17 protein-coding genes are annotated in these 20,145 nt (G+C 65.4%); 4 read left to right on the top strand and 13 right to left on the bottom strand.

Annotated elements, in window-relative coordinates:
* Positions 1 to 81: 81 nt before the first annotated feature.
* The 7 genes from I2H31_RS22600 to I2H31_RS22570 all read right to left on the bottom strand — a co-directional run bounded on the left by I2H31_RS22600 (position 82) and on the right by I2H31_RS22570 (position 4,284).
* The gene (locus tag I2H31_RS22600; protein ID WP_196295329.1) at positions 82 to 705 is read right to left on the bottom strand and encodes a thioredoxin family protein; all 624 of its coding nucleotides are present in this window, start codon (positions 703 to 705) and stop codon (positions 82 to 84) included.
* Positions 706 to 791: 86 nt separating this feature from the next.
* A complete protein-coding gene (locus tag I2H31_RS22595; RefSeq protein ID WP_196295328.1) occupies positions 792 to 1,289 on the bottom strand; it encodes a DinB family protein in 498 nt (165 codons plus the stop codon).
* 101 nt (positions 1,290 to 1,390) lie between these two features.
* Complete coding sequence (locus I2H31_RS22590; protein ID WP_196295327.1) at positions 1,391 to 1,855, bottom strand: DUF6970 domain-containing protein; 465 nt, start codon at positions 1,853 to 1,855, stop codon at positions 1,391 to 1,393.
* A gap of 89 nt (positions 1,856 to 1,944) precedes the next feature.
* Positions 1,945 to 2,358, bottom strand: coding sequence for a diacylglycerol kinase family protein (locus I2H31_RS22585; RefSeq protein WP_317192261.1), 414 nt, complete (start codon positions 2,356 to 2,358; stop codon positions 1,945 to 1,947).
* Complete coding sequence (locus I2H31_RS22580; RefSeq protein ID WP_196295326.1) at positions 2,351 to 2,944, bottom strand: GNAT family N-acetyltransferase; 594 nt, start codon at positions 2,942 to 2,944, stop codon at positions 2,351 to 2,353. Before I2H31_RS22580 ends, I2H31_RS22585 begins: the two co-directional genes overlap by 8 nt.
* 100 nt (positions 2,945 to 3,044) lie before the next feature.
* Positions 3,045 to 3,629: a DinB family protein gene (locus tag I2H31_RS22575; protein WP_196295325.1), complete on the bottom strand. Its 585-nt coding sequence runs from the start codon at positions 3,627 to 3,629 to the stop codon at positions 3,045 to 3,047.
* Between the two features lie 64 nt (positions 3,630 to 3,693).
* Positions 3,694 to 4,284: a Crp/Fnr family transcriptional regulator gene (locus I2H31_RS22570; RefSeq protein ID WP_196295324.1), complete on the bottom strand. Its 591-nt coding sequence runs from the start codon at positions 4,282 to 4,284 to the stop codon at positions 3,694 to 3,696.
* A gap of 241 nt (positions 4,285 to 4,525) precedes the next feature.
* Here I2H31_RS22570 and I2H31_RS22565 point away from each other — a divergent pair, with 241 nt between their 5' ends.
* The gene (locus I2H31_RS22565) at positions 4,526 to 5,560 is read left to right on the top strand and encodes an Atu2307/SP_0267 family LLM class monooxygenase (RefSeq protein ID WP_196295323.1); all 1,035 of its coding nucleotides are present in this window, start codon (positions 4,526 to 4,528) and stop codon (positions 5,558 to 5,560) included.
* An 86-nt stretch (positions 5,561 to 5,646) separates the two neighbouring features.
* Here the strand turns inward: I2H31_RS22565 and fumC are convergent, their stop codons facing one another.
* Complete coding sequence (fumC, locus tag I2H31_RS22560) at positions 5,647 to 7,047, bottom strand: class II fumarate hydratase (protein WP_196295322.1); 1,401 nt, start codon at positions 7,045 to 7,047, stop codon at positions 5,647 to 5,649.
* 229 nt (positions 7,048 to 7,276) lie between these two features.
* Here fumC and I2H31_RS22555 point away from each other — a divergent pair, with 229 nt between their 5' ends.
* On the top strand, positions 7,277 to 7,657 hold the full coding sequence (locus tag I2H31_RS22555) for a dodecin family protein (RefSeq protein WP_196295321.1): 381 nt from the start codon (positions 7,277 to 7,279) through the stop codon (positions 7,655 to 7,657).
* A 193-nt stretch (positions 7,658 to 7,850) separates the two neighbouring features.
* A complete protein-coding gene (locus I2H31_RS22550) occupies positions 7,851 to 8,936 on the top strand; it encodes a proline iminopeptidase-family hydrolase (RefSeq protein WP_196295320.1) in 1,086 nt (361 codons plus the stop codon).
* 77 nt (positions 8,937 to 9,013) lie between these two features.
* Here the strand turns inward: I2H31_RS22550 and I2H31_RS22545 are convergent, their stop codons facing one another.
* Positions 9,014 to 10,153: an energy transducer TonB gene (locus I2H31_RS22545; protein ID WP_196295319.1), complete on the bottom strand. Its 1,140-nt coding sequence runs from the start codon at positions 10,151 to 10,153 to the stop codon at positions 9,014 to 9,016.
* On the bottom strand, positions 10,140 to 10,832 hold the full coding sequence (locus I2H31_RS22540) for an RNA polymerase sigma factor (protein WP_196295318.1): 693 nt from the start codon (positions 10,830 to 10,832) through the stop codon (positions 10,140 to 10,142). The genes I2H31_RS22545 and I2H31_RS22540 overlap by 14 nt, the downstream gene beginning before the upstream one ends.
* 164 nt (positions 10,833 to 10,996) lie before the next feature.
* On the opposite strand from I2H31_RS22540, the gene I2H31_RS22535 reads away from it, so the two are divergent.
* Positions 10,997 to 13,027 (top strand): YfbK domain-containing protein, encoded by a 2,031-nt coding sequence (locus tag I2H31_RS22535; RefSeq protein WP_196295317.1) that lies wholly within the window; start codon positions 10,997 to 10,999, stop codon positions 13,025 to 13,027.
* A 169-nt stretch (positions 13,028 to 13,196) separates the two neighbouring features.
* Here the strand turns inward: I2H31_RS22535 and I2H31_RS22530 are convergent, their stop codons facing one another.
* From I2H31_RS22530 to I2H31_RS22520, 3 genes are all read right to left on the bottom strand, one after another.
* Positions 13,197 to 14,012 carry a porin family protein gene (locus I2H31_RS22530; protein WP_196295316.1) on the bottom strand — a complete coding sequence of 272 codons (816 nt, stop codon included), beginning with the start codon at positions 14,010 to 14,012 and terminating at the stop codon, positions 13,197 to 13,199.
* Between the two features lie 278 nt (positions 14,013 to 14,290).
* Entirely contained in the window at positions 14,291 to 17,110 is a 2,820-nt protein-coding gene (locus tag I2H31_RS22525; RefSeq protein WP_196295315.1) for a T9SS type A sorting domain-containing protein, read from the bottom strand.
* Between the two features lie 78 nt (positions 17,111 to 17,188).
* Entirely contained in the window at positions 17,189 to 20,056 is a 2,868-nt protein-coding gene (locus I2H31_RS22520) for a DUF7619 domain-containing protein (RefSeq protein WP_196295314.1), read from the bottom strand.
* Positions 20,057 to 20,145: the final 89 nt, after the last annotated feature.

The raw sequence follows: 20,145 nt of genomic DNA, 5'->3' as shown, positions 1-20,145 counted from the left end.
TGGCTGGAAAGTCAGCAAAAAAGGCCTGCTTTCGCAAGAGAGCGGGCCTTTTTTGCTGGCAAGCAAAAAATAGCAGAGCCGCTACGCCAGTTGCTGTAACAGCGCCAGCAATTCGCGCTGGGTGGTGCGGGTTTTGTCCTGCGCGTACCAGCCGTGCAGCTGCGTGGCAAAGTCTTCGTAGGACACGCCCTCCTGCTTGAGGCGCACGAACAGCTCCTGCGCCGGCGCGGGGCGCGGGCCCCAGGTGGCGGCTTCGGCCAGGGTGTCGGTGTGCAGCACGATGAGCTTGGGGATAGAGCGGCCGCCGTTGGTGAGGTAGTGGTCCATGAGGTCCAGGTTTTCGTCACGCAGCACGTAGCGCGTGGCAATCTTGCCCTGGCTGGCTTTGGCCACGGCTTCGAGCACGGGCACAATCTGGGCCGCGTCGCCGCACCATCCTTCCGTTATCACCAGCCACTCGTAGCCTTCGGAAAGGTTGTTGAGGGCTTTTTGCATTTCCGGCAGCAGCTGAATGGTTTTGTCCAGGCGCTGCATCCGCTGCAGGTTCAGGCGAGCGTATTGGATAATCTGGTCGGTTTGGGTGGTGCCGGTGGTGCGGTTGTCGGCCATCAGCTCGTCAAGCAGCTGGCGGTAGGCCGCGTAGGAGTAGGCACGGTTGAGGCATTCGGCGGTAAGGACCGGGGCCGGGGAAATCAACTCAGACATAAGGGGATATACTTAGCGGATGGATGGCACTAAAAAACCCCTCCGGGCCCGGAAGGGTTTAAAAGCAGTCAATTAATGCCGTTGGCTTACAGGCTGGGCACGGCGTGCTGGGCCGCCGCGCTCAGCTCGCGGCAGTAGGTGATGAAGTCGGAGTTGACGGGCTCGAAGCCGTGGTCGCGCAGGCGGGTGGCCACCTGGGCGCGGTGGTAGCTGGCGTGCACCACGGAGTGGGTGAGGATGTCGTGCACCATGCTGTCGTAGCTGTTGCCCAGCGAGTTGGTGTAGGAAATCAGGCGCTGCAGCTCGGTTTCGTCGGCGTGCACCATCAGCTGGTGCAGGGGCTCCGAGGTTTGCTCGTGCAGGCGGTGGATGGCGGCGAGGTCGTGCTCCTGCCACACCTTCACGGGTTGGGGCTGGCCGCCAATGCGCGAAATCCAGATGGCCTGGGCATTGAGCACGTGGCTGAACAAGCGCAGCACCACGGCCGGAATTTCCTGGCCGCTGGCCGCTATTTCATCGAGGCGATTCAGCACCGTGGCATTGGCCCACACGTTGAAGGCGCCGAGTTTTTTTAAGGTATCCATGGGAATGAATTATGAATTAGAAATTATGAATTATGAGTTGAAGATGGATGAATTGGTAGAAAGACAGTTCATAATTCAGCATTCATAATTCATAATTCCCTTTACCGGGGGTCTTGCCAGACCAGCTGTTCGTTGGTTTTGTTTTTGTCAAAGTCGGGGCATTTGCCGTCGCCCTTGCCGGTGATGCCGCCGTCGGGCTGGCACACCAGCTTGCCTTTGGTGTCGAAAACGTTGGAATACTGGTCGCAGCACGGCGCCGAGACGTAATACACCGTCTGGCCGCCGTATTGGTAACGCAGAATGCGGGTGATGGGGTTGCGCTTGCGCTCGGCCAGCACGGCGGCAATGCGGGCCTTCAGCCACGGCGGGCGGGCCGTGGTGTCCGATTCGGCCACGCGGGCGGGCACGGGGTCCACGGTGTTGGTGCTGGCAGGGGCCGTGGTCACGCTGCCACCGGTCACCACCTGGCCGTTTTCGGGCGGCGTGGTGGGCGTGGTCACGCTCACCTGCTGCGGGGCGCAGGCCGTGGTCAGCAACAGGGAAGCGGCAAAGAAAAGCAGGCGCATGGGGTCAGAATGGAAAAGTTGGGCCAATAAATCAGCAAACCTGCTATGGGTACGCCCGCTGCCCGCAATGGTTCAGTTCCGGCAGTGGCCTAGTGGCCGAAAACCTTCGGCCCGAACACCAATGCGCCTACCACCGCGGCGCCCAGCGCGGCCAGCAGCACGGCGCCGGCCGCCACGTCCTTGGCCTTGCCAGCCAGCGGATGGTACTCCGGCGAAGCCAAATCCGTCAGCGCCTCAATGGCCGTGTTCATGAGTTCGGCCGACCACACGCAGGCCACCGAAATGGCCACCAGCGCCCATTCCAGGCGCGAAATGCCGTAGTAAAATCCCAGCCCGACGACCACCGCCGTGGCCACGGCGTGGAAGCGCAAATGCACCTCCGAGCCCAACGCCGCCCATACCCCCCGAAAGGCGTGGCCGAAGCTGGCGACGCGCCGGCGCCACAAGCCCTCCGGCGGCCGCAGCCGGTTTGGGCCCGGGCCGGATTGGGCGGGCTCAGCCACGGGTTTCGAACTCTTGGAACGTGGTTTGGCGCAGCTCCGACCAGTCGGGCTTGATGACGCTGAAAATGACCGTGTCGCGCCGGATGCCGCCCTGCGTGGGGCGGTGGCTGCGCAGGGTGCCTTCCTCGGTGGCGCCCATGCGGGCCATGGCCGTGCGCGACTTGTAATTGCGCGAGTCGGTTTCCAGCTCCACCCGCTCGTAGCCCAGCTGGCCGAAGGCGTGGCACAGCAGCAGGTGCTTGCAGGCCCGGTTCAGGCCCGAGCGCTGGAACCGGGTGCCCACCCAAGTGTAGCCAATGCTCACGCGCTGGTCGGCGGCCGAGTCGTTGTAGTAGCTGGTGCTGCCGGCCAGCTCGCCGGTTTCGCGGTCGATGATGGCGAAGGGGTAGCGCAGGCCCTGCGCGCGGGCCTCCAAGGCTTGGCGCACGTAGGCGGCCAGGCTCACGGCGTCGTCGGCGCGCGTGAGGGTGTACTTCCACAGGTCGGCGTCGAAGGCCACGGCTTTGAGGGCTTCGAAATCACCGGTTTCCAGCGGGCGCAGGCGGGCGCGGCTGTTTTCAAGAACGACGTGAGCAGAGAAATCCATTGGCCGGCAAAGATGCTGGGAAAAAAGAAAAGCCGCCCCACCGGCCTGGGGGGGGCCGTGCTTTTGCCGCCGCTGAGCCGTGCCGCCGCGGCCCCAGCCGCTACGCCGCCACCAGCAGCGGACCCGTGGCCGCCGGGGCCTGCGCGGCCTCTTTGGCCCGGAGGGCCTGCTGCACATGGCGCTGCTGGTGCACAATCACAAACTCAAAAGCCTCGCCCACGCGCATTTTCAGCAGCTTGAGGAATTCCACGGGCACGGCTTTGCGGTTAAGGTCGGCAGCGCCGGCCTGGGCCAGCAGCTCCAGTAACCGGTGTTGGTGGGTGTAGAACTCGCTGAGCACCGCGCCGCCGTCCAAGCGTATGCCGCCGGGGTTCATTCGCTGCAGGGTTTTGGCCTTTTGGGTATTGCCGGGCGCCATCATCGCGATGAACTTGCGGCCCAGCCAGCTGTGCCTCACTTCCGCGGTGGGGCGCCCGGCGGGTGTGGCCACCGCCCGGGCCATTTGGGGGTTGTAGTAGCGGCTGTAGCGGTTCAGGTGCTCCAGGCACTCCAACACGCTCCAGGCATTGGGGGCGGGCTGCTGGTTGAGCTGGGCCAGTCCCAGGGGCTCTAGTTCGGTTTGCACGGTGGCCAGCAGCTGGCGGACGGCGCAGTCCAGCCCGGCAAGGAAAGCGGTGGTGTTCATGGCGTTGATTTTTTTATCAAAGGTCCGGGCCGCGGTTTTCCGGCGCCTTGATTGAAATCAAGATTTACCGCAGCCGGCTCAGGGTTTCGGGCGTCATGCGCAGGTAAGAGGCCAGGTATTTCTTGGGCACCGACTGAAAGATGTGCGGGCTGCGCTGCCGCAGCCGCTCCAGGCGCTGGGCGGGCTCGGGCAGCAGCAGGTCGATTTCATGCTCCATGCGGCCCACCAGCGTTTTTTCCAGCTCGTGCCGCCACAGCTTGGCCAGGCCGGGGCTGCGGTCTACGCAGGCCTGAAATTCGGCGCGGCTAATGGCAATGAGCCCGCTGGCCCGCAGGGCCTGAATGGCGTATTCCGACGGCTTGCCCATGGCAAACGACGGAAACGAGCACACCATGTTGCCCGTGTGCACAAAGCCCACGCAGATTTCCTCGCTGGCCGTGGGGTAAAAGATGCGCAGCAGGCCGTGGTGCGCGAAGTAGAGGTACTGCTCCGTCTGGCCGGGCGCCACCAGAAACGCGTTGCGCGGCACCCGCAGCTCTTTGGTCCAGCCGGCCACGAAGTCCGCAATTTCGGCCGCTGTCAAAAACGGCACGGCGCGTAGCGTGTCGGCCAGCAGGGCGCGGGCCGCGGCAGCAAAAGCAGGCACAGAAGCCATTAGAGAAGAGGGTTAGACAGCAGAGTGAGCATCAATATTGGAATTCCTGGGCTGAATTAAAGCAGTTGGGCTTCCTATTCCGATGTTTTCCGTTTGGCGCACCAATCAATAGCGCAAAAATATTTTCGGCATAATAATGTACATACATATAATGTACGTACATTTGATAAATCAAGCCTTTTGGTGAATCACACGCCAGATGTTCGCTAATCAGAACTCAATTACATCACTCTCAATAATTATGGAAATTGGAATTGATAGTTTCGCCGCCTTATTTGACAATGGCACCGACCAGAAACCGAGTGGCGCCGAAGCCATGAGCCAACTGCTCGACCGCATCGAGCGGGCCGACCAGGTCGGCCTCGACGTGTTCGGCATCGGCGAGCACCACCGCGCGCAGTTCCTGGACTCGGCGCCCGCCGTGATTCTGGCGGCCGCGGCGGCCCGCACCCGGCGCATCCGCCTCACCAGCGCCGTCACCGTGCTCAGCGCCGTCGACCCGGTGCGGGCCTTTCAGGAATACGCCACCCTGGACCTGATTTCGCAGGGCCGGGCCGAAATGGTGGTGGGCCGCGGCTCTTCTATCGAAGCCTTCCCGCTGTTCGGCTTCGAACTAGACGACTACGACGAGCTGTTTGCCGAAAAGCTGGACTTGCTGCTCCGCATTCGGGACGAGGAAAACCTGCACTGGTCCGGTAAGTTCCGGCCCGCCCTCACGGGGCAGGGCATCTACCCGCGGCCCGTGCAGGCGCAGTTGCCCATCTGGCTGGGCGTGGGCGGCACGCCCGCTTCGTTTGTGCGGGCCGGTGCGCTGGGCCTGCCGCTGATGGTGGCCATCATCGGCGGCGACACGCACCGTTTCCGGCCCTTGGTGGACCTGTACCGCGAAGCTGGCCGCCGCGCCGGCCACGCGCCCGAGCAGCTGAAAGTGGGCCTGCACTCGCTGGGCTACGTGGCCGAAACTACCGGGCAGGCCGTGGAAGAATTCTTTCCCGGCTATGCCCGCACCTTCACCGAGCGGGCCCGCGAACGGGGCGGCTCTGCCGTTACGCGGGGCATGTTCGACGCGCAGGCCGGGCCGCAGGGGGCGCTGCTGGTGGGCAGTCCCGAGGAGGTGGCCGCTAAAATCCTGCGTCACAGCGCGGCCCTGGGCGGGGTGTCGCGCGTCACTTTTCAGCAGGACGTGGCCGCGCTGCCGCACGCCGAAACCATGCGCTCCATCGAGCTGCTGGGCACGCGGGTGGCCCCGCTGCTGCGCGGCGCTCGGGCAGAATAAGGCCTGGTCTGGCCGCCCGGAAAGGGCAAAAAAAGAAGTCCCGGCTTAACGGCCGGGACTTCTTTTTTTGAGAGCAATAGCGGGAGTTACTTGATTTTTCCCACCATTTCCTCCGGCTTCAGCCACTCGTCAAACTGCGCTTCGGTGACGTAGCCGAGCTTGAGGGCGGTTTCCTTCAGCGTTGAGCCGTTTTTGTGGGCCGTCTGGGCAATTTCGGCGGCTTTGTAGTAGCCGATGTGGGGGTTGAGGGCCGTCACGAGCATCAGGCTGCTGTCGACGTGCTTCTTGATGTTGGCCTTGATGGGCTCGATGCCCACGGCGCACTTGTCGGTAAAGCTCACGCACACGTCGCCAATGAGGCGGGCCGAGTGCAGGAAGTTGTAAATCATCATCGGCTTGAACACGTTCAGTTCGAAGTGGCCGCTCATGCCGCCGATGTTGATGGCCACGTCGTTGCCCATCACCTGGGCCGCCACCATCGTCATGGCCTCGCACTGGGTGGGGTTCACCTTGCCGGGCATGATGCTGGAGCCGGGCTCATTGTCGGGAATGTCGATTTCGCCGATGCCGGCGCGCGGGCCCGAGCTGAGCATGCGGATGTCGTTGGCAATTTTCATCAGGCTGGCGGCCACGGTTTTGAGGGCGCCGTGGGCTTCCACGATGGCGTCGTGGGCGGCCAGGGCCTCAAACTTGTTTTCGGCCGTCACGAAGGGCAGCTTGGTGAGGTCGGCAATGTGCCGGGCCACGTTCTCGGCGTAGCCTTTGGGCGTGTTGATGCCCGTGCCCACGGCGGTGCCGCCCAGCGCCAGCTCGCTCAGGTGAGCCAGCGTGTTCTTGATGGCGCGCAGGCCGTGGTCGAGCTGGCTCACGTAGCCCGAAAACTCCTGGCCCAGCGTGAGCGGCGTGGCGTCCATGAAGTGCGTGCGGCCGATTTTGACGATGTGCATGAAGTCCTGCGACTTGGCTTTCAGCGCGTCGCGCAGCTTCTCGATGCCGGGAATGGTGGTTTCGACCAGGATTTTGTAGGCCGCGATGTGCATGGCTGTCGGGAACGTGTCGTTCGAGCTTTGGCTCTTGTTCACGTCGTCGTTGGGGGCCAGGGCCTTTTTCTCGTCGGTGAGCTGGCCGCCCTGCAGCACGTGGCCGCGGTAGGCAATCACCTCGTTCATGTTCATGTTGGATTGCGTGCCCGAGCCGGTTTGCCACACCACCAAGGGGAACGCATCGGCCAGTTGCCCGCTCAGAATTTCATCGCACACCCGGCCAATCAGCTCGGCCTTGTCGGCGGGCAGCACGCCGGCGTCGCGGTTGGTGAAGGCGGCGGCTTTCTTGAGGTAGGCAAACGCGCAGATGATTTCCTTGGGCATCTTGTTGATGTCCTGGGCGATGGGGAAATTCTCGATGGAGCGCTGGGTTTGGGCGCCCCAATACGCGGTGGCAGGCACTTGCACGGTGCCCATGGTGTCCTTTTCGGTGCGGAAATCCATGCGTTGGGAAATAGAGAAATGAAGAAGAGTAAGGTCGAGGTGTAGGGCTAGAATCTGGCGCAAAAGTACGTCGCCCGCCCACGGCCACTTTTATGCTAACCGAAATAGCTGCTAAATGACTTCCCGCGTACACAGAAAAAGCCGTGACGGCTGCATCGCTGAAGCATCGGCGCCAGAGCCGTTGCCGCAGCTTTTACTGCCTCACCTCCCCATTTTATCCATTTACCGCATGTCTTCCATCAAACAAGTCATTGAAATTCTGGCCTCGTCCGACAAAAGCTTCGAAGACGCCCTGCAGCGCGCCGTGCAAAGCCTGAGCTCCTCGGTGCCCAACATCTCGTCCATCTACGTCAAAGACCAGAGCTGCAAGGTGCGCGACAACCGCATCGTGGAGTACCGCATCACGGCCAAGGTGAGCTTCGGCACGCCGGTTGAGCCGTTTGACCTGAGCGAAATCGAGCGCACCTACGACGAGATGCCCGAGCCCGCCGGCAACGGCGCCCCCGACTACAGCCACGTCCAAATCAAAACCGAGCCCGAGCTGCCCCGCGAAGTAGAGCCTGGCGGCAGCGCCACCGAGCCCGCCAGCGGCGGCGGCTACAGCGGCTAGCGGCCCTTGGCTGCCTAAGCGGACTGCCCCCAGGCCGCGTTGCTTCGCCGGGAAGCAGCGCGGCCTCTTTGGTTATGAATGGCGCAAAAAGGCCGATGAAGCCACGGAAGTGCCTGAGCAGCGCTACCTTTCGCGCAGCAGCCAGCGGCTAATGGCTGGCACTGCGGTTGCCCAAGCTTCGCCTTTTTTGCCAATGACCCCATTCCTTTTCCTGCGCGCTGGTGCTGGGCTGCTGCTCAGCGCCACGCTCCTGCTTGGCTGCAGCCAGCCCCAAAGCCCGGGCGAAATCGACCCGGCCGCGGCGGCCGGCAACCCCGTGGCCCGCTACTTCGCGCCCTCCGAAACCGGCGTGCAGGACGGCGGCGTGCGGGTCATCCCCATCAGCACGCCCAGGGGCAAATTCAACGTCTGGACCAAGCGCTTCGGCAACAACCCGAAGATGAAAGTGCTGCTGCTCAACGGCGGCCCTGGCGCCACGCACGAGTATTTTGAGTGTTTCGAGAACTTTCTGCCCCAGGAAGGCATCGAGTTCATCTACTACGACCAGTTGGGCTGCGGCAACTCCGACAACCCGCGCGACACGGCCATATGGAGCCTGCCGCGCTACGTGGAGGAAGTGGAGCAAGTGCGCCAGGCCCTGCACCTGACCAAGGACAACTTCTACCTGCTGGGCCACAGCTGGGGCGGCATCCTGGCCGCCGAGTACGCCTTCAAGTACCAGCAAAACCTCAAAGGCCTCATCATTTCCAACATGATGATGAGCTGCCCGGCCTACGGCAAATACGCCGCCGATGTACTGGCCAAGCAGATGAAGCCCGCAGTGCTGGCCGAAATCCGGCAGATTGAAGCCAAAAAGGATTTCAGCAACCCGCGCTACATGGCCCTGCTCGAACCCAATTTTTACGCCGCGCACTTGTGCCGCATCGTGCCCAATCCCGAGCCCGTGACCCGCGCCATGGGTAAGATGAACCAGTCGCTCTACGTGACGATGCAGGGCCCCAGCGAGTTCGGCATTTCGGGCAAGCTGGCCCACTGGGACCGGGTGGCCGACCTGCCCCGGCTCGCCGTGCCGGTCCTGGCCATCGGCGGCCAGCATGACACCATGGACCCCGAGCACATGCGCATGGTGGCCCAAAAAGTGAAGAACGGCAACGCCCTCATCTGCCCCCAGGGCAGCCACATGAGCATGTATGACGACCAGCAAACCTATTTCACCGGCCTCGTCAAATTCCTGAAATCGGTGAACGACGGCTCCTTCAAAGCCGGCGCCACGCTGTAGCGCGGACTTTGTAGTCCGCGTTTCTACGCCCCCCAGTGGCTCGCCAAAGTCGCGGACTCGCAGAGTCCGCGCTACATTTAAAACGGCACGCTTACTTCCATGGGCAGCGGGGCACGGCGGCCGCCCGCTATGCCGGGCTGCCAAGCCGGCCCGTCGCACACGATGCGCAGGGCCTCGGCGTCGTAGTCCTCGCGCAGGCCGCGGGTGACTTTGAGGTCGCTCACTTTGCCATCGGCACCTACCGTGAATTTGATGCGCACGTTGCCGTTCATGCTGGGCCCTTTTTCGGGCTCAAACTCGGCAGCTTCGCGGCGCAGGTGGTCGCGGAAAGCAGCCGTGCCGCCCACCGGCGCTGGATTGATGACCACCGCGGCCATGGGCGTATTGCGCACCCGCGCCACGGCTTGGTCGGCCACGGCAATTTTGGCTTTTTTGTCAGCGGCGACCACCAGTTCCCGTTTAGCCTCCCGATTGGTGGCCGTGGTGTCAGCAGCGGCCGCTTTTTCTTCCATTTCTGCTGGCGGCGTGCTGGCACTGGCCAAGACCGGGGCCGTCGCGGCCATATCTGCAGTGGCCGAGGCGGCGGGCGCGGGCGCGCTGGCCACCGGCCGGCCAGCGGGCGAAGTTGCGGGCGGACGGGGAGTTGAATTTGCCAGCCCGCCGTTGCCGGGCAGTTGGGCGGCGGGTGGCTTGGGCGCGCGCGGCCGGGCTGGGCGCGGCGCGGCGGGCGGCGCCACGGCGGCGTAATCCGCGGGGGCGGGCTTGGTCGAAGCGGGCGGGGCCGCGAGTTTCTGGGGTACTGCGGCTACTGGGGCGGTTTGCCGGGTGGCGGGGGCAGCGTCGTGGCGGGCGGTGGCGGGCGGAGTTTCGGCCTGCTGCAAGCCCCAGATGCCGCCTCCTACTACCGCCAGCAGCGCGGCCGCGGCCGCAATGCGCGGCCAGGCCCAGCGCATGACCACTGGCCCGGGTTCAGCCGCACCGATGCGGGCCTGCAGGCGGGTGTGCAGCTGGGCCACGGCGCGGTCGGTGGTGGGCGCGTCGCTCATCGAAAAACCTTCCACGAGGTCGGCGCAGCGCTCGCAATCAAGCAGGTGGGCTTCGAGGCGGTGCTCCTCTGCGGGCGGAAGGGTGCCGGCCGCGTAGGCGCGCAGCTCCGCCGTGGCCGGGTGCGGGCCGGGAGCGGGCAGCTGGGCAAAAGGCGAATCAGCGGGCGACATGCAGGGGGTTGTTGGGGTTGGAAAGCGGGGGCGCGGGGGCGGCGGATGCCGGCTTAGGCGGCGCGGGCGGGTCGAGCTGGCGGCGCAGCATGCGCTTGCCGTTTTGTAGGTGGCTGCGCACCAGGTTCAGTTCGAGGCCGGTTTCGGTGGCGATGTCGCGGTAGCACTTCTTTTCCAGGTAAAATAATTCAAGGCAACGGCGCTGGGCCGGTGGGAGCTGGGCCAGCGCCGCCTCCATGCTTTGCAGGCGGGTTTCGGTGTCGGCAGCTTCCTCGGCGGCAGCTTCCTCGTCCAGCAGATGCCGGCCGCCGGCGGTTTCCACATCCGTGGCGTCGGGAAAGCTCACCAGGAGCGGGCCGGCGCTGGGGCCGCCCCGTTTGCGGGCGCGCAGCTGCATCAGGCAGTGGTTGCGGGCGGTGGTGTGCAGCCAAGCCGGAAAGTTGTCGGGTGCGTGGGTGCGCAGTACCTTCACCAGGTGCTCAAACAGCTGCATCACGGCGTCTTGGGCGTCTTCGTCGGGCGGGGCCAGATAGCGGCGGCACACGGCAAAAGCTTCGGGCAGGTACCGGTCGTAGAGCACGCCGAGGTCGGTCACGTCGCCGCGCAGGCGGTAGCGGGCCAGCAGCTCCTGGTCGGAGAGCGGGGCAGCGGCGGCGGGCGAGGAGCGGCGGAAAAACATGGCGCTGGCAAGGTAAGCGCATTTTGGGAAAAGGACAGGTAAGAGCACTGCTTCATGACCAACTGACTGATTTCCGGCCGTGCCTTTGCTTTTTCTGCTTCCCGGTGTGCAATCCGTTCCGCGGCCGCATCAGTCCAGCAAGTTTCACCAACCCCCTTGCTGCCATGAGAAACCTGTTGTTGCTGCCGCTGCTTGCCACCCTGCTGGGCGCCCCGCCCGTGGTGGCCCAACCCACGAAACCCGCCGCGGCCCAAGCCCCGGCACAGAACACCACCAAGAGCTGGGTCGTTTCGGGCCTGGTGCGCGACCAGGCCAGTCACCAGCCCCTGCCCGGCGTCACGGTGCTGGTGAAGGGCACCAACCTAGGCGCCGCCACCGACGCCCAGGGCCGCTACTCGCTCCTGGTGCCCAACGCCGCCCGGGCCGTGCTGCTGTTCAACGTCATCGGCTACCTGCCCATTGAGAAACCCGTGGGCACGCACCACACCCTCGACGTGGCCCTGGCCGCCGACACCCGGCAGCTGGAAGAAGTGACGGTGACGGCCAAGGGGATTGAGCCGAAAAGGGCGGCAGTGAGCTATTCGGTGGCCACGGTGACCGCTGCGCCCGCCCAGGCTGATAAAAAAGTCAAGAGCAAAGACGGCCTTCGCGGCCGGGTGGCCGGCGTGCAGCTGGCTGATTATTCGGCCAACCAAAGCACGGCGCGGCCGCTTTTGAACACCCCCTACCCCGCCCGCGACGAAGCCGGTGCCGGCGATACCTACGCATACGTGCAGGAAAACGCGTTTTTCTCGGCCAAGAAAGACCCGCTCAGCACCTTCTCGCTGGATGTGGACAACGCCAGCTACAGCAACGTGCGCCGCTTTCTGAATGAAGGCCAGCTGCCCCCGCGCGACGCCGTGCGGGTGGAAGAAATGCTGAATTACTTCCGCTACGAGTATCCTGCGCCGCCCGCCGCCTCGCCCGACCCCGTGCGCCTGAGCACCGAGCTGGCCGTGTGCCCCTGGAACCCCGCTCACCAACTGGCCCGCATCGGCATTCAGGCCCGGAAAGTGGAAACGGCCAAGCTGCCGCCCGCCAACCTCGTGTTTCTGGTCGACGTGTCGGGCTCGATGTACGGCCCCGACCGCCTGCCCCTGGTGCAGGCCGGCCTGAAGCTGTTGGTGAAACAATTGCGCCCCCAGGACCACGTGGCCCTGGTGGTGTACGCCGGGGCCGCCGGCCTGGTGCTGCCGCCCACGCCCGGCTCGCAGCCCCAGGTTATTCTTGATGCCATCGACCGCCTGCAGGCCGGCGGCTCCACGGCCGGCGGCGCGGGCCTGCGCCTGGCCTATTCCACGGCCCGGCAAAGCTTCAACAAGGAAGGCAACAACCGCGTGATTCTGGCCACGGACGGCGATTTCAACGTGGGCGAAAGCTCCGACGCGGCCATGGAGCAGCTCATTGTGGAGCAGCGCGAAAGCGGCGTATTCCTCACGGTGCTGGGTTGCGGGCGCGGCAACCTGCGCGACGCCCGCATGGAAACCCTGGCCGACAAAGGCAACGGCAACTACGCCTACCTCGACAACCTGGACGAGGCCGGCCGCGTGCTGGTGGCCCAGTTCGGCGGCACGCTCTTCACCGTGGCCAAAGACGTGAAACTGCAAATCGAATTCAACCCCGCCCGCGTGGCCAATTACCGCCTCGTGGGCTACGAAAACCGCCTGCTGGCCGCCGAAGACTTCAACAACGACCGCAAGGACGCCGGCGAGCTGGGCGCGGGCCACACCGTGACCGCGCTCTACGAACTAGTGCCCGTGGGCGCTTCGCAGCCGCTGATTGACGACCTGAAATACCAGCCCACCAAAGCCACCCCCGCCACCATGCAGCAGTTCCTCACCAACGACGTGCTAACGGTGAAGCTGCGCTACAAAGAGCCGCAGGGCAGCACCAGCAAGCTGCTGGCCCAGCCGCTGGTGGGGGCGCCCGTGGCCATCGAAAAGGCCTCGGCCGATTTCCGCTTTGCTGCCGCCGTGGCCCAGTTTGGCATGCTGCTGCGCCAGAGCGAGCAGCGCGGCACCGCCACCTGGGCCGCCACCGAACAGCTGGCCAACAACGCCCGTGGCACCGATGCCGACGGCTACCGCGCCGAGCTGGTGCGCCTCGTGCGCCTGGCCGAGGGCCTGAGCGGCAGCGGCGCCGTGGGGAAAAGGTAGCGCGGACCCTGCGAGTCTGTATTTGGGCAAACTCTCTGCCGTCCAAGCTGCCAATCAGAAAGGCCCCGCCGGTGCGCCGGCGGGGCCTTTTTATAACATATTTCAGATACTTACCCGAGAATAATCGGAAATAGATGCGTGAACGATGATGGCGGTTAGTCCGCGAGAATTAGAAGGAGTAGTTCAGGCCCACTTTGATGACGCGGTTCTGGGCGTCAAAGCGGTTGTTGGCGTCGAGAGAGGTCAGGCTGTAGTCGTAGCCGGCGCTCAGGCCCAGGCCGTTTTCGAACTGGTAGCCCAGGCCGCCCACGGCCGAGAAGTCCACCTTGCGCAGCTGGTTCGAGATGTCGAAATCCTGTTTGTAGGCCGAGAAACCGAGGGCGCCGGCTTCCACGCGGGCCTGGCCGTTCACCAGGAAGGAGGCCTGCGGGCCGGCGTAGAAGTACAGGCCCGGCGTCACAAATACCTTGGCCAGCACGGGCACGTCGATGTAGGCCAGGCGGGCCGTGCCCGTCACGTTGGCGTTCAGGAAATCGAGGGCTGGGAAGGGCAGGGTGCCCTTCAGCACGGTGCCTTTTTCGGAGTAGTTGATGCCCGGCTCGATGGCAAAGCTTGAGCCCAGGGGCAGCGTGGCGTACACGCCGGCGTAGAAGCCGGGTCGCATCTGCTTGGTGATGGCGCCGTCCGGGGCGTAGCCGGCCAGGTCGGTGAAGGTTTTCACGGCGTCGCCCTGGATGTCGGCCACGTTCAGGCCGCCCCGGAAACCGAAGCGCACGCTGGAGTTGCTACCGCTGCTGGCCGGGGCCGAGTACGAGGGCTTGGAGTAGCTGGGGGCTTTGCGCGAGCTGCTGCCCATGGGCCGGGTGGAGGGCGCGGCTTTGGGGTTGCCGTAGGCGTCGCGGTACACTTGCTGGGCCGAAGCCGCAAAGCTGGAAATCAATAGGCAAGCCGCGGCCAGGCCGCCCGAAAGGCGTGAAAATTTCATGACCAAAAAGGTTGAGTGGGTGAAAGAAACCGGCCTCGCTGCGTGCTCAGGCACTGTTCCGGCGAGGTGGCCGATGACAAGGGGTATTACAAAACCGTGCCAAACCCGCGCCCGCCTTTTGGCTCCGTCGCGCCCGGCCGCCGCTGGCCCCGACGAGCAGGCGGCTTTGCCGGACCAGCCGCCCGCCAAAGTCGACCAAGCCGCCCGCCGCGAAAAGCAAAAAAGCCGGGCCGCCCAACAGGCAGCCCGGCTTCAAGGCCAGAAAAAAGGCGGAAACGCTACTCGCGCACCAGCTGCTGAGTGCTGGCCGGGCCGGTGGGCGGCGTGAGGCGCAGCACGTACAGGCCGGGGGCCAGCCCGCTCAGGTCGAGGGCCTGACGCAGGGCCCCGGCCGGGGCCGTGAAGGCCTGGTGGCGCACGGTGCGGCCCAGGGCATCCAGCAGGTCGAGCTGCACCTGGCCGCCGGTGGCCAGGTCGGCGCCGATGGTCACGGCGTCGGTGGCGGGGTTGGGGTAGGCGTTCCAGGCCGCGGCGTCGTGCCGGGCCAGGGTGGCCGAAGCCAGCATCACGGCCGTAGTGGCCGTGTTGGTGATGACCGGCGCGTTGTAGTCGAACACAATGCTGGCGTGGTTCGGAATGACTTCGCCCACGGCCAGGCTCGGTTTGGGTTGCACCCGGAAGCGCACGAAGCCCTGCGAGCGAATGACGTCCTGGTTGCGGTGGGGCAGCTTGATGTTGACAAAACGCACCGTGAGCAGGCCCGCGTTGCTCAGGCTCCAGATGCAGTTGTGCGACTGCGCCACCAGCATCAGGCTGGATAAGTTCAGCTTATGAAAATCCAGCGTGTCGTTGATAACCACCGTAAAAGCCGTGTCGGTGCCCATGTTCTGAAAGCGCACGGTGTAGTCCAGCGGCTGGCGGGCGGCCACCTGGGCCGGGGTGAGGCGGTCGTAGTTCACCGTGATGTCGTTGGGGTCGAAGGAGCCGGTCACGGTTTGCTGGGTGGTGGCCGTGTTGTCGGCCGGCACCACGTCGCCGGTCAGCGGGGCCGTGGCCGTGGTGGAAAGGGCCGTGCCGAGCGGTGTATTCGTGGGCAAGCTGAATAACACGTCGAACTCGCGCCGGGAGAAGGGCGCCAGGTTGGTGTAGGCCCACGTCACGGTTTGGCCCGTGCGGCTGCCCCCCGGCGTGCTGCTGATGTAGCTCATGCGGCTGTCGAGGGCGACGTTGAGGCTGCCGCTGGCCACGGTGGTGGTGCCCACGTTGGCCAGCGTCACGCGGTAGCGCGTCACGAAACCGGGCCGGGCGGCGGCGTAGGGCGTGAAGGTTACGCGCAGGTCGCCCTGGTTGGCCACGGGGCTGAAGCCGAAGTGGCGGGCCGTGTCGGCGCGGCCGTAGCCCGAGAAGCTGCCGCTGTAGCCGCTGGCGGTGGGCTGCGAGATGGTGTAGTGCAGCGGCGGCACGGGTGGGGCCAGCGTATAGGCGCCGGTGCCGGCAAACACGCTGTAGTCGCCGGTGCTCTCGATGGAGCTAAAGTAGCTCAGGGTGCCCTGGGTGGCTTCCAGCACTTGGGTTTGGGGGAAGGCCACGTCGCCGGAATCGCGCACGCCGTTGCCGTTGTTGTCGAGGTAAAGCGCCCCGCGAATGGTGTTGTGGTGCGTGCCCACGCGGGTTACCAGAGCCCCCGCGCCCACCAGCGTGAACGCCCCGAGGCGCGAGGCGGGCGGCGTCAGGCTGAAGCCCCCCGGCCCGGTGATGGAGCTCGTGGAGGCATACAGAAGCCAGTACAGGTTGCCCTTGCCGTCGGCGCCGAAGGCCACGCCATCGCTAAAGGCCCCGTCGCGCGGGTTGTAGGGCAGCTGGCCGGTGCCGTCGCCCACCGCCCACATGGGGGCGCCGTTGGCGGCGTAGTGCACCAGGTTGTTTTCGGAGCGCAGCACCAGTGTGCCGATGGTGGTGGGCGAGCGCCCGGCAATCAGGGCCGTGTAGGCTTGAATGGTGACTTCGCCGTTGGGGTGCACGAGGATTTCCTCGCCGGTGGAACCCGGAAAGCCGCCCACGCTGGGTTCCTGATTGGTGGCCCACACCAAGTTGCCGGCCGGGTCGTACTTGGCCACCCCAATGCCGATGTTGCCGCCCACGTTGCCGGTCACGTAGTAGTTGCCGGCGGTGTCCACGGCCATGGCGTTGTAGGAGTTGGGCACCGGCACCGCAGCGGTGAGGCTGGTGCGGGCCGAAACCAAAGTGCCCGTCGGGCCCACCCAGAGCAGAAAGCTGAGCACGTTGCCGGGGTTAGTTGTGCTGAGGGCGGGCGTGCTGCCCGGGCCGTAGTACACCGAAATAATGGAGGTGCCAAACCACATGCAGCCCCCGCGCGGCCGCCCCACCAGTCGGCTATTGGAATAAATGCCGCTGTAGGGCCGGCCATTGCTGCCGAGGGAGCCCCCGGCGGGCACGCCACGCACGGGGCGCACCCATTGGCCGGTGCCGTCGCTGCGGGCCCCCACCATAAACATGTTCGCCGTGTCGAGGCGGGTGCCCCCGATGGTCACCACGCTGTCAATCGCGCTCAGGAAGTAAAAGTTGCCCAGCCCATCGGCGGCCATGGACGTTTCGACGTTCAGTTGCAGCGGGAGGGAGTTCACCCATTGCAGGTCGCCGGTGAGGGGGGCGATTTTGCCGTAGAAATTGCGGTTGCCGCCGCCCGCGACCGCTGTGGTGCCCCAGCGGGGCGCGTTGCTGAAGCGGCCCGTCACGAACACGCCCCCGGTGGTGGGGTCCAGGGCCAGGGCGTGCCGGTCGAGGAAAGTATTGGCCAGCTGCTTCACCCAGCGCACCTGCCCGGTCGAATCGTATTTGATGATGGCCTGGGTGCCATTCACGGCCCGCAGCCGTTGGTTGCCGATGCGGGCGCTGTCTTTGAAAACGAAGCCCACGTAGCTGTTGCCGGCCGCGTCGACGGCACCGCCGGCCTCAAAGCCGGCGTTGTTGCCCTCGTTGCGCGCCAGCTTGGCCCACTCTATTAATTGGGCCGAAGCGGAGCCTCCCCAGCCCAGCAACAGGCCGGCCAGCAGCAGGAATTTTTGTAAATGTTTCATTCGAATTTAGCGGAAAGCAAAATGAGAAAAACCGGGCGGCCAGCGGCCAAAAGGTGGCTTGGCCAGCCGCCCGGCTCGTTATTCCACGGCCAGGCGCTGGCTGGTGGTGCTGCCGTCGGGCAGCTGCAGGCGCAGCACGTACAGGCCGGGCTTGAGCGTGCCCACCGCCAGCGTGTGGCGCAAGGCCCCGGCCGGGGCCACCAGGCTCAGCTCGCTCACGGAGCGGCCCAGGGCGTCGAGCACGCTCAGGCGCACTTTGCCGGCCGTGGGCAGGTCGGCGGCCAGGGTCACGGTTTCGCGGGCCGGGTTGGGGAAGGCCGTGAAGGCCGTGGCGCGGGCATCGGCCCGCAGGGCCGTGGGCATGAGCACGGCCGTGGTGGCGGTGTTGGTGCGCACGGGCGCGTTGTAGTCGAAGAAGATATCGGCCTTGTTGTGCACCACCTCGCCCAGGGCCAGGGTGGTTTTGGGCACCACGCGGAAGCGCGCGAAGCCTTGCGAACCCAGTTCGTTCTGCGCTTTGTAAGGCAGGTGGATGTTGAGGAAGCGCAGCACCAAGTTGCCCTCGCCGCTCACGCTCCAGGTGCAGGGATGCGACTCAGCCACGAGCTGCAGCGTGGTCAAATCCAGCTTGCGGAAGTCCAGCGTGTCGGCCACCACCACGGTGAAAGCCGTGTCGGTGCCCATGTTCTGAAAGCGCACGGTGTAGTCCAGCGGCTGGCGGTCGGCTACCTGCGTGGGCGTGAGCTGTTCGTAGCTCACCGAGAGGTCGTTCGGGTCAAACGAGCCCGTCACACCCTGCGTGGTGGAGCTGTTGTTGTCGGCCGGCACGAGGTCGCCGGTGACGGGCGCGGCTGCGGCCACGGTCAGGGTCGTGCTTAGCGGCGTGCTGGAGGCAATGGTGACAGTCACTTCCAGGGTGCGGCGGCCGAAGGGCGGAATGGCCGGGTAGTTCCAGCGCACCACGCGCCCGCTGATGGTGGTGTTGGGGTAGCTGCCCACGTAAGTGGTATTCGCGTCGAGCGTGACGGTGGCCGTGCCCGCCGGGATGGTGGCCGTGCCCACGTTTTCCAGCGTGAGCAGCTGCCGGGCCTGGAAGCCGGGTCGGGCCGCCCCATAAAAGGTGAGCGTGGCGCGCAAATCGAGCTGGTTCGGAATGGGCCGGTAGCCAAAGTGCCGGGCCGTGTCTACGCGGCCGTAGCCCACGAAATTGCCGGTGTAGGGCCCACTGGTGGGCTCCGTGAGGGCGTAGTGCAACGGCGGCACGGGCGCGGGCAGGGTGTAGGCGCCGGGCCCCACGTAGATATTGAACTCACCCGAAGTATCGAACGTGCCGAGACGGGCGGTGGTGGGCTGAATGGCTTGCAGCACCATGTTCTGGGGGAAGGCGCCTTCGCCGGCGTCGCGCACGCCGTTGCCATTGGCATCGAGGTAGAGCCGGCCGCGAATGGTGTTGTGCCGGGTGCCGATGCGGGCCACGTTGATGCCGCTGCCCACGCGCGTGAGCTGCCCATACAGGAAGGTGGGCGGCGTGAGGCCGCTGCCGCTGGGGCTGATGGCGTTGGGCGAATACGAGCCCGGCGCGGTCACGTAGTACACGTTGCCTTTGGCATCCAGCTGCACCGAAACCGCATCCTGGTCCGACGTGGTGGTTTGCGGGAAGGGGTCGCCGGCGCTGCGGCTGGCGGCCACCCAGCGCGGCACCCCGGCCGCATCGAAGTGAACCAGGCTGTGGTATTCAGTCAAAATAAAATCGCCGATGACGGGCTCCCGGTCGGTGTCGACCTGTACGGTGGCTTCCCCGTTGGCATCCACCGCCAGCAGCATGCCGACGTTGTAGTTGGGGGCGGTGCCGGGTTTTGGCACTTGGTTGGTGGCCCACACCAGCGTACCGGCCGCGTTGTATTTGGCCAGGCTGAAGCCTGCGCTGCTGGAGCCGGTCACGTAGTAGTTGCCGGCGGCGTCGCCCGCGGCGGCGTTGGCACCGGGCACGGGGGTGGTGGCGGTGCCCCCCAGCCGGCCGGGCCGAATCCAGGTGAGGGCGCCGGTGGGGCTCACGCTGGCAATGAAGTCGTCGAACGTGTTACGGGCTAGGCGGCTCGGCAGCACGGGCGGGTTGCCGGGGGCGCCGAAATACAGGGCCTCGTTGAAGGCACCAAATAACAGGCAGCCGCCGTCGGCTTTCGGGCCCACTTGCAGGCCGTTCACGCCCGAGGGGCAGCGCGGGTCGTAGCGTTGCGCGGGGGTGGGCAGGGGCGTGGCGTGCATGCGCCGAGTCCACTCGCCGGTGCCGGCAGCGTTGTTGCCCACCAGGAAGGTCTCGGTCGAGTCGATGGGCTGGCCCCCGAGCGTGCTGGTGCCGCTGCCCGCGTAGTAAGAGGAAGTGCCGGCGGCGATGTAGCAGTTGCCGAGGCCGTCCACGGCCAGGCTGCGCGCCCAGTTGTAGTTGGTGGGCAAGGGGCGGGCCCACAGCAGCGTGCCGTTGGCGTCGCACTTGCCGTAGAAGCCTACCTGGCCGGTACCGGCTAGCGCCGCGCCGGGCACCGGCACACCGTCCCATAAGGCATTGGCGTACATGTCGCCCGACACGAAAAAGCCGCCGTTCACCGGGTCGGCTTTCAGGCCGTTGAGGTTGCTCACGGGCAGGTTGATGCCGCGAATGGGCTTCACCCACACCACGCGGCCGGTCGAGTCGAGCTTGGCAATCTGGTAGCCGTTGCGAGCATTGTTGGGGTGGCGCACCAGCCGGCCGCCCACCCGGGCGCTGTCCACGAAGCCGAAACCGAAGTAGGTGTTGCCGGCCGGGTCGGTGGTGCCGCTCACCCCAATGGAACCGTTGGTGCCTTTGTTGTGGGCCAGGGTGGCCCATTCAAATACCTGGGCCGAGGCCCCAGCTTGTGCGCTCAGCACCAGGGCCAGCAGCAGCAATACGCGTTTAAGTAGGTTCATTCTCACGAAAAAAGAAGGTAAATCAGAAGGAGTGGACGGCTCCCATCGCTCCGGCCGGGACGCAACGAGAATACCGTTTTCAAATAGCC

This window comes from Hymenobacter ruricola (assembly GCF_015694525.1).
In the GTDB taxonomy this organism is placed as follows: Bacteria; Bacteroidota; Bacteroidia; order Cytophagales; family Hymenobacteraceae; genus Hymenobacter; species Hymenobacter ruricola.
The sequence above is the reverse complement of the archived record's forward strand: the minus strand, read 5'-3'. Positions and strand labels throughout refer to the sequence as shown.

Coding starts and splice junctions, on each gene's coding strand:
- I2H31_RS22535 (WP_196295317.1), top strand. CDS start 10,997: ATGAGAAACCTGTTGTTGCTGCCGCTGCTTGCCACCCTGCTGGGCGCC.
- I2H31_RS22575 (WP_196295325.1), bottom strand. CDS start 3,629: ATGAACACCACCGCTTTCCTTGCCGGGCTGGACTGCGCCGTCCGCCAG.
- I2H31_RS22555 (WP_196295321.1), top strand. CDS start 7,277: ATGTCTTCCATCAAACAAGTCATTGAAATTCTGGCCTCGTCCGACAAA.
- I2H31_RS22565 (WP_196295323.1), top strand. CDS start 4,526: ATGGAAATTGGAATTGATAGTTTCGCCGCCTTATTTGACAATGGCACC.
- I2H31_RS22590 (WP_196295327.1), bottom strand. CDS start 1,855: ATGCGCCTGCTTTTCTTTGCCGCTTCCCTGTTGCTGACCACGGCCTGC.
- I2H31_RS22600 (WP_196295329.1), bottom strand. CDS start 705: ATGTCTGAGTTGATTTCCCCGGCCCCGGTCCTTACCGCCGAATGCCTC.
- I2H31_RS22545 (WP_196295319.1), bottom strand. CDS start 10,153: ATGTCGCCCGCTGATTCGCCTTTTGCCCAGCTGCCCGCTCCCGGCCCG.
- I2H31_RS22550 (WP_196295320.1), top strand. CDS start 7,851: ATGACCCCATTCCTTTTCCTGCGCGCTGGTGCTGGGCTGCTGCTCAGC.
- I2H31_RS22525 (WP_196295315.1), bottom strand. CDS start 17,110: ATGAAACATTTACAAAAATTCCTGCTGCTGGCCGGCCTGTTGCTGGGC.
- I2H31_RS22595 (WP_196295328.1), bottom strand. CDS start 1,289: ATGGATACCTTAAAAAAACTCGGCGCCTTCAACGTGTGGGCCAATGCC.
- I2H31_RS22540 (WP_196295318.1), bottom strand. CDS start 10,832: ATGTTTTTCCGCCGCTCCTCGCCCGCCGCCGCTGCCCCGCTCTCCGAC.
- I2H31_RS22530 (WP_196295316.1), bottom strand. CDS start 14,012: ATGAAATTTTCACGCCTTTCGGGCGGCCTGGCCGCGGCTTGCCTATTG.
- fumC (WP_196295322.1), bottom strand. CDS start 7,047: ATGGATTTCCGCACCGAAAAGGACACCATGGGCACCGTGCAAGTGCCT.
- I2H31_RS22570 (WP_196295324.1), bottom strand. CDS start 4,284: ATGGCTTCTGTGCCTGCTTTTGCTGCCGCGGCCCGCGCCCTGCTGGCC.
- I2H31_RS22580 (WP_196295326.1), bottom strand. CDS start 2,944: ATGGATTTCTCTGCTCACGTCGTTCTTGAAAACAGCCGCGCCCGCCTG.
- I2H31_RS22520 (WP_196295314.1), bottom strand. CDS start 20,056: ATGAACCTACTTAAACGCGTATTGCTGCTGCTGGCCCTGGTGCTGAGC.